We start from the raw sequence: 13,877 nt of genomic DNA on the forward strand, positions 1-13,877 counted from the left end.
TGAAAGGCTGTAGGTGAGCAAGCTGATAAGGATTCTGTAGTCTTGTCAGCTTGTTTTCGTTGACAGCCTGTCTAAAAAGATAGAATGTATGGATACTCGTTACGAAGAGCGACTTGGCACCGATCCGATGCTTCCGCTGATATTCCGTATGGCTTTGCCTGCGGTTGCAGCCCAGTTGGTTAATTTGCTTTATACATTGGTGGACCGTATGTATATCGGTCACATTCCAGGTATTGGTACTGATGCGCTGGCTGGAGTAGGAGTGACCAGTTCTATCATTATTCTGATTTCTTCTTTCTCTTCCATTGTAGGCGGAGGAGGGGCACCGCTGGCATCCATCGCTTTGGGACAGAATCATCGCGAACGCGCCGAGAAGATATTGGGTAACGGGTTTGTGCTGCTGATATTGTTTGCAGTCATCACCTCTTCCATTTCCTATATCTTTATGGAACCTATTCTGCTGGCTATCGGTGCTTCGGCCAATACGTTGCCCTATGCGGTCGATTACCTGTCGGTTTATCTGTTGGGAACGCTGTTTGTCGAGACGGTGGTAGGACTGAATCTGTTTATCAACTGTCAGGGAAGGCCGGGCGTAGCTATGTGTTCGGTTATCATTGGAGCGGTGCTTAACATAGTGCTGGATCCCTTGTTTATCTTTGTCTTCGATATGGGAGTGAAGGGGGCGGCACTGGCTACCATTCTGTCGCAGGCGTGCAGTGCGGTGTGGGTATTGCGTTTCCTGACTTCGCAGAAAGCTTCCTTACGGTTGGAACTCCGTTATATGAAGTTAGATCGCCGCATTGTAGGAGCTACTTTGGCACTGGGACTTTCTCCTTTCATTATGGCCAGTACGGAAAGTCTGGTAGGCTTTGTTCTGAATGGCAGTCTGGAGCGTTATGGCGATATTTACGTCAGTGCGCTGGCGGTGATGCAGGCAGCCATGCTGTGTGTCAGTGTGCCATTGACCGGTTTTGCGCAAGGATTTGTGCCTGTTGCCAGTTACAATTACGGACATGGCGACCGCGAACGGGTGAAGGCCTGTTTCAAGGTAGCAGTGACAGTGATGTTCCTTTTCAACTTTGTACTGGTGTTGCTGATGATTCTTTTCCCTACAGTCATTTCAGCGGTCTTTACCAATGATGTTCGCCTGACTGAAACAGTATCACGCTCGATGCCGATATTCCTGGGTGGAATGACTATTTTCGGTTTGCAGCGTGCCTGTCAGAATATGTTTGTGGCCTTGGGGCAGGCGCGTATTTCTATCTTTATAGCTCTATTGCGTAAAGTGATATTGCTGGTACCCTTGGCCTTGTTGTTGCCGCGGTGGATGGGAGTAACGGGTGTTTTTGCAGCCGAAGGCATTTCCGATGCAGTAGCCGCCATTTGCTGTACGCTGATTTTTGCATTTTCTTTCCCTCGGATATTGGCGAAGATGAAATTATAGCCTGTTTTTTTCCCAGTTAGGAAAAAAATATTCCCCAGTTAGGAAAAAATTATTGCCTAACTGGGGAAAAATTATTGCCTAACTGGCCTGAAACGAACGCCTCCTTTCGCCTGTTGCCGGCAGTAGGTTCGGATTAGATTAAATCCAGCACCAGCGGAATGTCTTCGGAAGCGATGCCCTGTTTCAGCAGGGTTTCTTTATCTTTTAGGAACACTTCGAGGAAAGCCTCCTTACCACCGAGTTCCAGAATGGATTTTTCGTAGTATTCACATGTCTTTTCCAGGTTCCCCAAGCTCCAGGCTACGTGGCCGGCGTTCAGGTAATCGGTAGCAGTTGGTTTGGCGGCAATTACTTTCTCGTAATGCTTCATGGCCTGCTGGTATTTGCCGCTGACGAACGAACACCAGCCAATGGCACGCCAGGCTTTCAGACTGTTGTTTTCCATGAAGTCCAGCTTGAAGAACTGTTGAAGGGCTTCGTCGTAACGTTCTTGTTCGGCCAGGCAACTGCCGATAGCAAAGATGATGTTTTTGTTTTCGGGTTGTATGCTTTCAGCCTTTTTGTAGTATTCAAGAGCCGAGGCATAATCGCCACACTGACGGTAGCAGACTGCCAGATGACGTATGGTCCATACGTGGTCCGGTTTCAGCACATCCGCTTTCCGATAGGCTTCAATAGCTTCTTTGTAGCGTTTTTCTTTCTGTAGGCTGTAGCCTGCTTTTTGGAAAAGGTCGGCATCTGCATGGTTGTTGTCAATCAGATCGAGATAGATCTGTAAAGCCTCTATGGGATGTTCCTGGGCAAAGTAGAAATCGGCTATGGCCTTTTGCAGTTCGGGCTTTCCCAATATCTCTTTCAGTGCCGGAATCTTGTGTAAAGCGATGTCCTCCTTAAGCGGGTCGCGGAACTCGCTTCTGCGCTGATTGAGTTTGAAGAAACGATAAATGTCGTGTATATAAAGATTGCTGATGGTTTCCGGTTGTTCGCTCCGCTGGGAGTATTGGTTGATCTGGTCCTCCATAGCCTCGCTTATCCCCTGTACATTCATCTGCTGCAACATCTGCTGGCGCTGTTGAGAAGGGAGACTGCCCATCATGAGGCAAAGCGAATATTTGTCGCTGTTGCAATAATTCCCTACCCGTAGGATGAAAGAAAGCGTGGAGCTCTCATTGTCCAGATTCAGACCATATATGTTGACGATGCTAGAGTGGCGCTTATCGAAAGGAAGGAACCAATTGTAAGGTTTCTGAAAGAAAGGATAGCTTTTCAGATGGGCAAAGGTGCTCATGTTGATATCAGCTCCCGACATCTGGAGTTCGTTCATCTCGCGCATCTTATTCTCGAATTCGGGCTGGTTGATGACCTTTTCCCAATCCGGATTCCGGTCGTTGTCCTCGGACGAGTTTTCGAGGTCGAATTTCATGATGTTGCTGACTGCATTCGCGTTTTTTATCATTTCAGGAATGATTTCCTCCTGCATCTTCTTGTTTATCTTGTCAGTCTCCTTGCTGTACAGCAACTGCATGTAGACGCGGTTCAGCTGTTTGCCGAAGTTACCGTTTTCGTCGAGCAGGGACAGACGGGCTGTCAGATCGGGATAGAGGGAGATGCGGTCGGGATGACAGTGCAGAATGATGGCGATGCCGACCAATGCCCGTTGGTTGACTTGCGTATCAGCATGCGTGTAGGCATCCATCAGCCAAGATAGCTTACGTGCGTCGAAACATTCTATCAGGCTGAGAGTAACCATACTGGTAAACAGGCACAAGTCGATAGATGAGATCAGTTCCGATTTCAGATAGAGTTGGGCTTCTGCCGCCTCTGTAGTAGTCCAGGCACTGTTTCCCCATGTAGACAATGCAATGTCTTGCTGGGCCGTTTCGTGACGTTCGATGACTTTGTTGATGGTCTTCATGTCGCTGGGATTCAGCAGGCTGACAGCCATGTCGTCGGTGTAGGCTTCCAGTTCCTTCAGTATCTCGCCCGGACTTTGTACCGGTACGGGATATTTGCATCCTTTACGCAGCCAGATGTAATAGCACGATGAAACGTTTTCCAGCAGACTGAGCCGTGTCTGGTCGGCAATTTCCCAGGTTTCGGCCAGCAGGCGTGTGTACAGTTTGTGCCTTTCGGGGTCCTCGGTACCCTGTTTCATGTATTGCAGCATGTACTGGTAGGAGGTCTGTGCCTGTTCCAGCCGGTTCTGAAGTTCCCAGTTGTTGGCATTCCACAGGAAAGCCTGCAGTTGCGACTGGGCTTCTTTCAAGCGTTTCTGTTTCAGCAGAAGGACGATATGATTGTATTGCTCTTGTATGTTTTTCTCGTTCATATATAGGGAATATTTTCTTGTATGATTATATATGTTGCAAATATACAAAAAGGATGCCAAAAAACACTTGCTTAGAATCTGACTTGTATCTGGGCTTGTATCAGGTTGGAACTTTCTCCCTTGTGACGGTCGCAGTACGTATATTGTGCCTGTACACGGCATTTGGGGTAGAACCAGTATTGCAGCCCTGCCACGTAGTTGGTTTGTTTGTCTGCCGCAGTCTTGTTTTTGTTGAGGTAGTCATACGAAGCGATGACGTCCAGTTTGGGCAATACGTGAACCGATGCTGTGCAATAATATCCTTCGCTTTTGACGTTTCCGTCTTTTCCTGCCAGATATTCGGTGCGGATGTCAACCGGAGTGGTGGTAATCGTGGCACCTGCCGACCAGCGGTTGCGTGTATAGTTTTCGCCTATACCGACTTCGGGATTGTAGGCAGAGGCGGCAACGGCGTGTCCTTTTCCTTTTATAAACGAACCTCCTGCCGACAGCCATTTCAGCGGATGGAAGATGAGGCGGCCTACGATGTCTTTCTGGTTGTTCAGGTCTTTTTTGTTGATGCCTTGTCCGTTCATTACAGCCAGGTTGTAGCTTATCAGTTTGTCGAAGAGGTCACCGTATACCATCAGTCCCAGGTCGCGACCGCTGTTTGAACCATACAGAGGATCGCTGCCGTCGATACCGGCCAGGTAGTTGACAGACTGTGCATAGCAGTTGATCAACTCTACATAGCAGGGCGATATAGGATTCTCGAAAGTATACATGGTTTTGAACTGTCCGAGCCGGACTTTGATTTCGGGCAGAAACTTGTATTCAGTGTAAGCTTCGAGTATTTTTCCTGTATTGGCAAAACTGTACATGAAGTAGCATAACCATTTGTCGGTTATCTGGCCGCTTGCCATGAAGATGACGCGTTTGATGTCGAACGTGTTGCTCCCTCCATTCTGGTCGTCATAGGTGTAACCGACTTGCGCATATCCCTGCAGGGTGATGCGTTCTTTCAGAGTGTTTATTACTTCGTTTGCTGTTTTTGTATTTTCCTGTGCTTTGAGTGTGTATCCTCCGCATAACAGAAGGAGGCAGGAAAGCAGGATGTGTTTCATACGTAAAGATATAAATTAAAAAAGGCAACTCTTTTTTCAAAGAGCTGCCTTGGGGTATGAATAGATTGACTTTTATTCGTTGATAGCAGCAATACCCGGAAGAACTTTGCCTTCGATAGCTTCGAGCAATGCACCACCACCAGTAGAAACGTAAGATACGCCTTGAGCCAGACCGAACTTGTTAACACAAGCTACAGAGTCGCCGCCACCTACCAGTGAGAATGCGCCGTTCTTGGTTGCTTCTACGATAGCTTCACCTACAGAACGTGAACCGTGAGTGAAGTTTTCGAATTCGAATACACCTGTAGGACCGTTCCACAGGATAGTCTTGGAACCTTTGATTACTTCAGCGAATGCTTTTTCACTCTCAGGACCTATATCCAGACCTTCCCATCCGTCAGGAATTTCGTTTACTTTGCAGAACTTGGTGTTAGCATCGTTCGAGAAAGAGTCAGCAATCTTGGCATCTGTAGCCAATACCAGATTAACGCCTTTTTCTTTGGCTTTCTTCATCAGATCCAATGCCAGTTCCAGCTTGTCGTCTTCGCAGATAGATACACCGATCTTACCGCCCATAGCTTTGGTAAAGGTATATGTCATACCGCCGGTGATGATCAGGTTATCAACCTTGTTCAGCAGGTTTTCGATGATTTCGATCTTAGAAGAAACTTTCGAACCACCCATGATGGCTGTAAACGGACGGTGAATGTCGTTCAATACTTTGTCAACGGCCTTCACTTCTTTTTCCATCAGGTAACCGAACATCTTATTGTCTTTATCGAAATATTTAGCAATCAGTGCCGTAGAAGCGTGTGCACGGTGAGCTGTACCGAATGCGTCGTTTACGTAGCAGTTGGCATAAGAAGCCAGTTTCTTTGTGAATTCTTTCTGGCTCTCTTTTACAGCTTTCTTGGCAGCAGCCTTTTCTTCGTCAGAAGCATCTTCGGCCAAACCACGCGGTTTGCCTTCTTCTTCGGCATAGAAACGGAGGTTTTCGAGCAACAGTACTTCACCCGGTTGCAGAGCGGCAGCCTTAACGGCAGCTTCTTCACCCATACAGTCGTTAGCAAATTGTACTTCAACACCCAACAGTTCAGACAAGTGTTTCAGGATGTGCTTCAAAGAGAACTTATCGGCTACGCCTTTCGGACGTCCCAGGTGAGAACCGATAATAATACTACCACCGTCGGCCAAAATTTTCTTCAGCGTAGGAAGAGCGGCACGCATACGAGTGTCATCTGTGATGTTGAAGTTTTCGTCCAGGGGTACATTGAAGTCCACGCGAACGAATGCCTTTTTTCCGGCAAAGTTAAATTGATCAATTGTCATAATCTCTATATTTATTTAAAAGTGTTACTTTCTTTTTTCCGGCAGAGATGCGTTACTGGCTGCACTTTGGCAGGCCTGTATTTGGTCTCTCTTTTCTTTTTGCCGCAAAGTTAGCATTTATTTTTTTTCTTTTGTACGAATAAATGTTATTTTATTTGTCTCTGTTTTCGCTCTCTTTGCTTACTTTATACTTTGAGCAATAATATTTGCACAGCAGTTGCAGCCCGCATTCCTCGCACCGGGGAGTACGCGCCTGGCAGATGTAACGTCCGTGCAGGATGAGCCAGTGGTGGGCAATGGGGATGTCTTCGGCAGGAATGTTCTGAGTCAGTTCCTTCTCGACACTGAAAGGGGTGGTGCAACGGTCGGGAACCAGACCGAGCCGGTGGCTGACACGGAACACGTGGGTGTCGACAGCCATGGCAGCTTTGTTGAATACGACCGATTGGATGACGTTGGCTGTTTTACGGCCCACTCCGGGCAGTTTGATGAGTTCGTCCAGTGTGTCGGGAACCTGACTGTTGAAGTCCTTGACCAGCATCTGGGCCATACCTACTAGATGCTTGGCTTTGTTGTTGGGATAGGACACGCTGCGTATGTAGTCGAAGACAACTTCGGGCGTTGTTGCAGCCAGTGCTTCGGGGGTCGGGAAGTCGCGAAACAGCGGAGGCGTTATCAGGTTGACACGCTTGTCGGTGCATTGTGCCGAAAGTATGACGGCAATCAGCAGTTCGAAAGGATTGCTGTAGTGCAGTTCGGTTTCGGCTATTGGGCGGTTCTCGCGAAACCAGGCTAATATCTTTTCGTAACGTTCTTTTTTTCTCATATATATTGGATGGCTTTGGAGTGAAATCTCTGTTGCTGTCTGCTTATCTTAATTTATTCTTGTGATAGTGCGGAGACACTTTCAGGTGGAAATAAAGAGTCGACACGATGGTGAGGCATGCGCCGAACAGATAAGCCTTGTCGAAGGTACTGATTTCGGCAATGTATCCTCCTGCCAGCATTCCGATGCCGATACCTACATCCCACGAAGTCAGATAGGTGGAGGTAGCTGTTCCGCGTTGGCTGTTGGGAGCCAGATTGACGAAAAGCGTATTGTAGGCGGGAAACATGATGCCGAAGCCGATGCCCAGCATCAGGGCTATCAGAAAGAAGAGGACAGTGCATGCATCACTATTCCAGCGGATGATGTAGACACATGCCGCCAGCAGGAAAAAGCTGACAATGACGACATACAGTCCTGCGGCAATGACTTGTGTTATTTTTCCTCTGTCTACCAGCTTGCCCGAGAAGAGACGCGACACGGCCATACCAACGGCCATGAAGGTGAAGAAGAACCCGGTAGATGCCTGGATGTCGATCTGTTTGGCGTACATGGCTACGTAGTTGGTAGTCATACCGTAGGGGATGGACAGCAGCAACAGGCTGATGCCTGCCGGAAGACCTTTCAGCAGAATAAAGCGGTCGAGCGAGATGGGTTCGCGCTTGACGGGGGGCTTGTAGGGAGTCTTTACGGCCGAAGCACACAGCATACCGGTCAGGCAGGAGCCTAACGAACAGCAGAATATGATGGGGTAAGAGACACTGGCATCGTGTAGGAACAGTCCTGTCATGGGGCCGATGGACATGGCGATGTTGTTGGCCAGTCCGTAGTAACCCAGTCCTTCACCGCGGCGCGAGGAGGGCATAATGTCGATGACGATGGTGTTGCCGCCTACGGTAACCATGCCGAACGATACGCCGTGGATAATACGGAAGAGGATGAACAGGGTAAGTGTGCCTGCTACCAGATAACCTGCAAACATGGCAGTAAAGATGAAATAGGCCAGTAGATACAATGGCTTGCGGGCAAAAGTATCGAGCAGGTAGCCGGAGAAAGGGCGAATGCACAAGGCCGCGATGGTGTAGCACGACAAGACAACACCAATGGTGGCTTTGTTGGCCTGAAATACTTCCGCCAGGTAGAAGGGAAGTACCGGCATCAGCAGCCAGAAGCCGAAAAACAACAGAAAGTTGGCCGCAAGGATAAAGCAATAACTGGGGGTAACGAGCCTGTCCTTCATGTGTGTGAAAAAAATGTTTTAGGCACGAATTATACGAATCTCACGGTTGCCATGTCGGAAGGGGAGGCAACACGGTGTTTTTCGTGTAATTAGTGCCTAATGAAAAATGAAAAAGAATGTGTTGAACGAGATTTCTCGGTTATTGTGCCGCCTCAAACTCTTTCAGGAAACGGACATCGTTTTCCGAGAAGAGGCGCAAATCGTTGACGCGGTACTTCAGGTTGGCGATACGTTCGATACCCATACCGAGGGCATAGCCGCTGTATACCTTACTGTCAATTCCGTTCAGTTCCAGTACGTTGGGGTCTACCATTCCGCATCCCAGAATCTCTACCCAGCCCGTGTTCTTGCAGAACGGACAGCCTTTTCCGCCACAAATGTTGCAACTGATGTCCATTTCGGCACTCGGTTCGGTGAAGGGGAAGTAGGACGGACGCAGACGAATCTTGGTGTCGCTACCGAACATTTCCTGAGCGAAGAGCAGCAACACCTGCTTCAGGTCGGTGAACGATACGTTCTTGTCTACGTACAGGGCTTCTACCTGATGGAAGAAAGCGTGTGCACGGTAGCTGATGGCTTCGTTGCGGTATACACGTCCCGGACAGATGACGCGGATGGGCGGTTGTGTCGTTTCCATCACGCGGCTTTGTACGCTCGACGTGTGCGTGCGCAGGATGACGTTGTGCGTAACATTTCCTTCGTTGTTTTCGATGAAGAATGTATCCTGCATATCGCGTGCCGGATGGTCTTCGGCAAAGTTCATGGACGAGAATACGTGCCAGTCGTCTTCTACCTCGGGACCGTCGGCGATGTTGAATCCCATGCGTGCGAAGATATCAATGATTTCGTTTTTTACAATGGAAAGCGGATGGCGTGTACCCAGCTTGATGGGGTAGGCCGAGCGTGTCAGGTCGAGGTTGTCGCAACCCGTATTCTGGCTTTCGAATTGTTCTTTCAGCGCAGCGATTTTTTCTTGGGCTTTGTTTTTCAGTTCGTTCAGTTTCATACCTACCTCTTTCTTCTGTTCGGCGGGTACGTTGCGGAAGTCTGCCATCAGTTCGTTGATGGCTCCCTTCTTGCTGAGGTATTTGATGCGGAGCACTTCGAGTTCCTCAGCATTAGCGGCTTTCATTGCTTCTACTTCTTGCAGAAGCTGTTCGATTTTAGCTATCATAGTTATTATCTTATGTTATTCCTAAAGTAAAAAACGATGCAAAGATACAATTTTATTACGATATAGCTTGTCTTGGGGCCGTTAATTTTGTGCAAGTGTGAACTTACGCTTCGGATGCTCTTTAGTTTTGGTATTGGTTTTGTCTACCCGTCAGGATGTCAAAATCTCGCAGAAAGGAAAATCGATCCGTCTGGAAGGAATCTCTCCGGTGGCCGATGACCTGACTGTCATTGCAGTAGTACTCGACAGCAATGTACGGGATTGAATCGGAAACTTTTACTGTAACGTGAGTTCGATATAAAATCAAAAAAAAGGAAGTTGTCTGTCATTGACAAAATTTATATCAATAGCTGGCTTCTTTTCAAAAAAGCAGTATGCTGCGATAGCCGACAAAGAGTTAGCTATAAAGTTATTGAATGAACGATGTCTGGAGTGCTCTATCTGTGCAATGTTCTTCAATTCGTCATTGACCGTTTCGATCAGGGCTCTTTTTCTGAGCAAGATCTTGTCGGCAATACTCATCAGTGAGTTCTTCATATTGTTCTTGACCTTGGTGACAAGTTGTATGCCATTAAGAAAAAGATTCTCGAACAGGGCCTGACCAATATATCCTTTGTCTGCACATAGTTTTCCTTTAATGTTCTTCAGGAACTTGCCCAGCTTCAAAGGCTCCCGGTCATCCACGTTTCCGGGAGTAAACATGAAATTGAGAATTTCCCCTTTGTCATTGATTATCAGATGCAACTTGAATCCGAAGAACCATCCCATTGAACATTTTCCACGCTCGGCAAGTCCTTCAAATGTCTTATGAATAAGGATTCTTTGGTTACGGCATACACGTAAGGGAGTGGAGTCCACAAAACTGATGCCGGTACAGGTTCCCAGCAGTACTTTTTTGATAAAGATGGTCAGGGGAAGTAGTACTTCCTTTTCCAATTCTACAAAACGGTTATAGGAAACTTGGCGCGGAAAAAGGTGTTTCAGATGTTTACAGACATACTCCTTGTAGTAATGCTTGAAACAGCGAAAACCACCGGAGTGAAACAGGATAAGAATAACCATAATCTCAGCATCACTCATACGGTTGGGTTTATTGCGATGCTTGTTCTTCTTATCATCAATCATATATTTTTCCTGTTGAAATGTAAATTCCTTGCAAAAATCATCGGCCATACAATAAATCTCTGTAACTTTAGACTCTGGAAACATAGTGATAATCGTTTAAATGTTATAATTGTTCACTATAAATTTAATACTTTTATCGCTATGTTCCTAATTTTCAGTGAAATATTTATTTGCTTATATCGAACTCACGTTACTGTAACGTTATAGCGCGCTTTTACCGAACGTACGGTATTCCGAAGGAGTGAATCCGGTGTGCTTCTTGAAGGTGGAGAAAAAATGTTCGGTAGACTTGTAGTTGAGCATGAAGGCGATTTCTTTCACCGAATGCGAAGTATTTATCAGGAGTTGTTTAGCTTTTCGGAGCTTCAACTCCTGAAAATATTTGGCGGGGGCGTATCCGGTGTACTCCTTAAATACTTTTCTGAACCAGGAATAACTGATGTTTAGCTTCATCGCTAATTCTTCGGGATCGACGTCGCCCAGCAGGTTTTCGTTCATGATGATTTTGGCCTGTTCTATTTTCTGGTCGGTGTCGCTCATTTCGAATATTTTGTTTTTCGAGATGGATAGTATCATGCCCAACATGTGCAACACGATGCCGCCTAGGTATTGCTGTGAGGAGATTTTGTCACTCTCGGCTATTTCGAGTGCCCGCGAGAAGAGCGATACCAGTTCCTCGTTCAGTCCTACTTCGAGTACCTGATTTTCGGCGGTGAAGAAAGCCGCTTTCATAATGTTATCCGTCACAGGGCCTTCAAAGCCGATGTAGTATTCATCCCATCCGGTTTGTTTAAATGGGTGATAAGTGTGCCATTGGCCTGGGAACAGGAGCATCAGCCGACCTCTGCATACTTGTTTCTCGTGGGTGGTTTCAGAACTGAACAATCCGCGGCCTTTGGTGATGTAGACCAATTGGTATTCGCGCAACGTGCGTCCCTTCTGGGCGTTGAAAAAGTAGCCGGAGGGATGGTCCTTCAGCGGATAGGACGAGTGGGGCGGGATGGATTGAAAACCGACGGTGTTCACCCACAGGCCGAATCGCTTATCCATGTCGTTTACTATCAGGTATTTGAATTCTATTCCGGAATGGTTGTTGCAGATGTTCATGGCAAGTGTCTTTCTTGGTGTCTGTGACAAAGTTATTGTTTTTCCTCCGGAAAAACAACAGGCTTTTCACCCATGAATAGGCGGATTTTGTAAAAGGCTTGTTATCAGTGGAATAACTTTACGCTTCATAGCGGTTTGTGGGACACTTGTGTGGCTCGTGAGAAACACTTGCACGGCTCATGAGAAACACTTGTACGGCTCGCGAGCCACACAAGTGTGGCTCACGCGGGGTACAAGTAAGTATCAGAAGGCTTTCGTCAGTTGCTTATTTGGGCAGGTTGAATGCCTCGGTCATTTCCTTCATTTGTGTTTCGGTCATGCCTTCGGGTTCGAAACCCATGTTTTTGGCAGCTACGTAAATCAGAGCCGATTTGTTCAGCACATCTACCTGGTCGAAGGCAGACATGATGTCGGTGTCGACCGCAAATACACCATGTTTCTCCCACATCACTACATCGTAGTCGGCCAGCTTGCTGATGGTAGCGTCGGCCAGCTTGACAGAACCGGGCAATTCATAAGGGATGATACCCAGTCCGCGTGGACAGAAGGCTTTGGTCTCGGGTATCATGCTCCACAACAGGGTTCCTGCTACGTCGTCTTTCAGGAATCTGGGATGATGGCTCATGGCTATCAGTTCGATGGGGTGGGTGTGAAGTGATGCTTTGTAAGGCGAACCGTGTTCGATGAGGTAATTGTGTACGCTCAGGTGCGAGGGCAGTTCCGAAGTCGGCATTACGGGCTGGTCGGCTATGATGACGTAGCTGGTGCAGTCGTCCAGGATGCGGATGACAGCTCCGTTCTCCATCGGTCGGCGTGCCAGGTCGCGCATGCGTTTCTGGGTTCCCTTGCAGTAGAAGTAACAACCTTTCAGGTAGGGCAGGCAGGTGCCGATGCTCAGAACACCGCTGATGGCAGGCATGTTTCTGATTTCGTCGTCAACGAATTCGGTGATGTTCAATGTGATGTTTCCGCCGTTGCGTTCGGCCCAGCCTTTCTGCCATAAATAGCCGGCTACCTCGGCGGCTTTCTCTACTTCGGCAGCCAGTGCCGGACGATTGTTCAAGATTGATTCCATTTTTTATTCAGTATTTATGATTGATCGTTTATCGTTGTTTCCGTTTCATTCTGTTTCTTGGTTTAAGCCTGTGCCATTGCTACAGCTACGATAGAGGCTACCAGTGTTATCAGTCCGATGACAAGTACGCGTATGGTGCGCGGACTGCATCCTTTCCATTCCTTCAGCAAGATGCCCCAAAGATTGCTGAACACGACATTCAGCGACATCAGGATGCTCCACGAGAAAGCCAGCAGCGCCGGACTGTCGGTCAGGAAGCTTTTTCCCATTTCCAGTCCGAAGAATTGCGAGTACCACAAAACACCGGCCAGGGCACAGAAAAGCAGATTGTTGGCAAAGGTACTGCCCTTTACCGAAAGATATTCTTTCCCCGTATGATTTTTGATGTTTTGCTGGATGCAATAGGCGGCATTGGTGCAGAAACCGCCCAGGGTTACTAGAAAGATGACGGGCAATCCGGCATATAGCGGTTTCACCCCGTTGCTTAGTGCGGCTTCTTTAATGGGGGTACCCGCATCGAGCCCCAGGGCGAAGCAGGCACTCATTACTCCGGCCAGCAGGGCTACCAGCAGACCTTTGGTCAGTGCAAAGTCCTTGATAGCCGCTGTTTTTTCTTTCTGCGACATGCTTTGCGAGCGGAGGCTTCCGGCATAGCCGATGATAGCGATGCCGGTCAGCGTGATGCAAACACCGGTCAGCAGCATCAGGCCTTCTCCGTGCCATAAATCTTTTCCGGCAAATATGGCTGGGAACAAGGTGCCAAAGGCTGCACAGGTGCCTAAAGAGATGCTTTGTCCCAAGGCCACACCCAGGTAGCGCATGCTCAATCCGAATGTCAGTCCGCCAATGCCCCAGAGTGCTCCGTAAGCGATGGCCGGGATGGCTCCGCCCGAGCTCCATAGTTCGGGAAGGCTGCTCCCGGCAGGCACGGCCAGCATGGCTCCCAGCAGCGGGAACAACAGCCAGGCGAAGATGCCTTGCACCAGCCAGAAACTTTCCCACGACCATTGTTTCACTTTATTGATAGGGACGTACGAACAGCTTTGTCCGAAACTGCCTATCGCTATGATCAGCAATCCTATCAGTGTATTCATCTTTTTCAGCTTTAAGAATCCTTGAGGTGTA

The 13,877-nt window shown here is 48.0% G+C and carries 12 protein-coding genes; 2 read left to right on the forward strand and 10 right to left on the reverse strand.

Annotated features, from left to right (window positions below; translation table 11 throughout):
* The first annotated feature begins 88 nt into the window (after window positions 1-88).
* Entirely contained in the window at window positions 89-1,444 is a 1,356-nt protein-coding gene (locus tag BQ5591_RS08925) for an MATE family efflux transporter (protein WP_022162003.1), read from the forward strand.
* A gap of 133 nt (window positions 1,445-1,577) precedes the next feature.
* On the opposite strand, the gene BQ5591_RS08930 is transcribed toward BQ5591_RS08925, so the two are convergent.
* The 6 genes from BQ5591_RS08930 to pheS all read right to left on the reverse strand — a co-directional run bounded on the left by BQ5591_RS08930 (window position 1,578) and on the right by pheS (window position 9,445).
* Window positions 1,578-3,773 (reverse strand): tetratricopeptide repeat protein, encoded by a 2,196-nt coding sequence (locus BQ5591_RS08930; RefSeq protein ID WP_071149044.1) that lies wholly within the window; start codon window positions 3,771-3,773, stop codon window positions 1,578-1,580.
* A gap of 71 nt (window positions 3,774-3,844) precedes the next feature.
* Window positions 3,845-4,876, reverse strand: coding sequence for a porin (locus BQ5591_RS08935; protein WP_071149045.1), 1,032 nt, complete (start codon window positions 4,874-4,876; stop codon window positions 3,845-3,847).
* A 72-nt stretch (window positions 4,877-4,948) separates the two neighbouring features.
* On the reverse strand, window positions 4,949-6,208 hold the full coding sequence (locus tag BQ5591_RS08940; protein WP_113740855.1) for a phosphoglycerate kinase: 1,260 nt from the start codon (window positions 6,206-6,208) through the stop codon (window positions 4,949-4,951).
* A gap of 148 nt (window positions 6,209-6,356) precedes the next feature.
* Window positions 6,357-7,031 (reverse strand): endonuclease III, encoded by a 675-nt coding sequence (nth, locus tag BQ5591_RS08945; protein ID WP_071149046.1) that lies wholly within the window; start codon window positions 7,029-7,031, stop codon window positions 6,357-6,359.
* A gap of 43 nt (window positions 7,032-7,074) precedes the next feature.
* Window positions 7,075-8,271, reverse strand: a complete 1,197-nt coding sequence (locus BQ5591_RS08950) for an MFS transporter (protein ID WP_022161633.1) — start codon at window positions 8,269-8,271, stop codon at window positions 7,075-7,077.
* A gap of 139 nt (window positions 8,272-8,410) precedes the next feature.
* Window positions 8,411-9,445 (reverse strand): phenylalanine--tRNA ligase subunit alpha, encoded by a 1,035-nt coding sequence (pheS, locus tag BQ5591_RS08955; RefSeq protein ID WP_071149047.1) that lies wholly within the window; start codon window positions 9,443-9,445, stop codon window positions 8,411-8,413.
* Between the two features lie 97 nt (window positions 9,446-9,542).
* Between pheS and BQ5591_RS21360 the strand changes: the two genes are divergently transcribed.
* Window positions 9,543-9,710, forward strand: a complete 168-nt coding sequence (locus BQ5591_RS21360) for a hypothetical protein (RefSeq protein WP_159434444.1) — start codon at window positions 9,543-9,545, stop codon at window positions 9,708-9,710.
* 38 nt (window positions 9,711-9,748) lie between these two features.
* Here the strand turns inward: BQ5591_RS21360 and BQ5591_RS08960 are convergent, their stop codons facing one another.
* The 4 genes from BQ5591_RS08960 to rhaT form a co-directional block, all read right to left on the reverse strand.
* The gene (locus BQ5591_RS08960; RefSeq protein ID WP_071149048.1) at window positions 9,749-10,654 is read right to left on the reverse strand and encodes an IS982 family transposase; all 906 of its coding nucleotides are present in this window, start codon (window positions 10,652-10,654) and stop codon (window positions 9,749-9,751) included.
* Window positions 10,655-10,771: 117 nt separating this feature from the next.
* Window positions 10,772-11,677: a helix-turn-helix domain-containing protein gene (locus BQ5591_RS08965; protein WP_071149049.1), complete on the reverse strand. Its 906-nt coding sequence runs from the start codon at window positions 11,675-11,677 to the stop codon at window positions 10,772-10,774.
* Window positions 11,678-11,942: 265 nt separating this feature from the next.
* Complete coding sequence (gene rhaD / locus BQ5591_RS08970) at window positions 11,943-12,752, reverse strand: rhamnulose-1-phosphate aldolase (RefSeq protein ID WP_071149050.1); 810 nt, start codon at window positions 12,750-12,752, stop codon at window positions 11,943-11,945.
* A 62-nt stretch (window positions 12,753-12,814) separates the two neighbouring features.
* Complete coding sequence (gene rhaT / locus BQ5591_RS08975; protein ID WP_071149051.1) at window positions 12,815-13,846, reverse strand: L-rhamnose/proton symporter RhaT; 1,032 nt, start codon at window positions 13,844-13,846, stop codon at window positions 12,815-12,817.
* Window positions 13,847-13,877 lie beyond the last annotated feature (31 nt).

This window comes from Bacteroides ndongoniae (genome assembly GCF_900108345.1).
Lineage (GTDB): Bacteria > Bacteroidota > Bacteroidia > Bacteroidales > Bacteroidaceae > Bacteroides > Bacteroides ndongoniae.

Bases quoted from the DNA above. Each gene is read 5' to 3' on its own strand.
- pheS (WP_071149047.1), bottom strand. From the start codon at position 9,445: ATGATAGCTAAAATCGAACAGCTTCTGCAAGAAGTAGAAGCAATGAAA.
- BQ5591_RS08925 (WP_022162003.1), top strand. From the start codon at position 89: ATGGATACTCGTTACGAAGAGCGACTTGGCACCGATCCGATGCTTCCG.
- rhaT (WP_071149051.1), bottom strand. From the start codon at position 13,846: ATGAATACACTGATAGGATTGCTGATCATAGCGATAGGCAGTTTCGGA.
- BQ5591_RS08930 (WP_071149044.1), bottom strand. From the start codon at position 3,773: ATGAACGAGAAAAACATACAAGAGCAATACAATCATATCGTCCTTCTG.
- rhaD (WP_071149050.1), bottom strand. From the start codon at position 12,752: ATGGAATCAATCTTGAACAATCGTCCGGCACTGGCTGCCGAAGTAGAG.
- BQ5591_RS08960 (WP_071149048.1), bottom strand. From the start codon at position 10,654: ATGTTTCCAGAGTCTAAAGTTACAGAGATTTATTGTATGGCCGATGAT.
- nth (WP_071149046.1), bottom strand. From the start codon at position 7,031: ATGAGAAAAAAAGAACGTTACGAAAAGATATTAGCCTGGTTTCGCGAG.
- BQ5591_RS08950 (WP_022161633.1), bottom strand. From the start codon at position 8,271: ATGAAGGACAGGCTCGTTACCCCCAGTTATTGCTTTATCCTTGCGGCC.
- BQ5591_RS08965 (WP_071149049.1), bottom strand. From the start codon at position 11,677: ATGAACATCTGCAACAACCATTCCGGAATAGAATTCAAATACCTGATA.
- BQ5591_RS08935 (WP_071149045.1), bottom strand. From the start codon at position 4,876: ATGAAACACATCCTGCTTTCCTGCCTCCTTCTGTTATGCGGAGGATAC.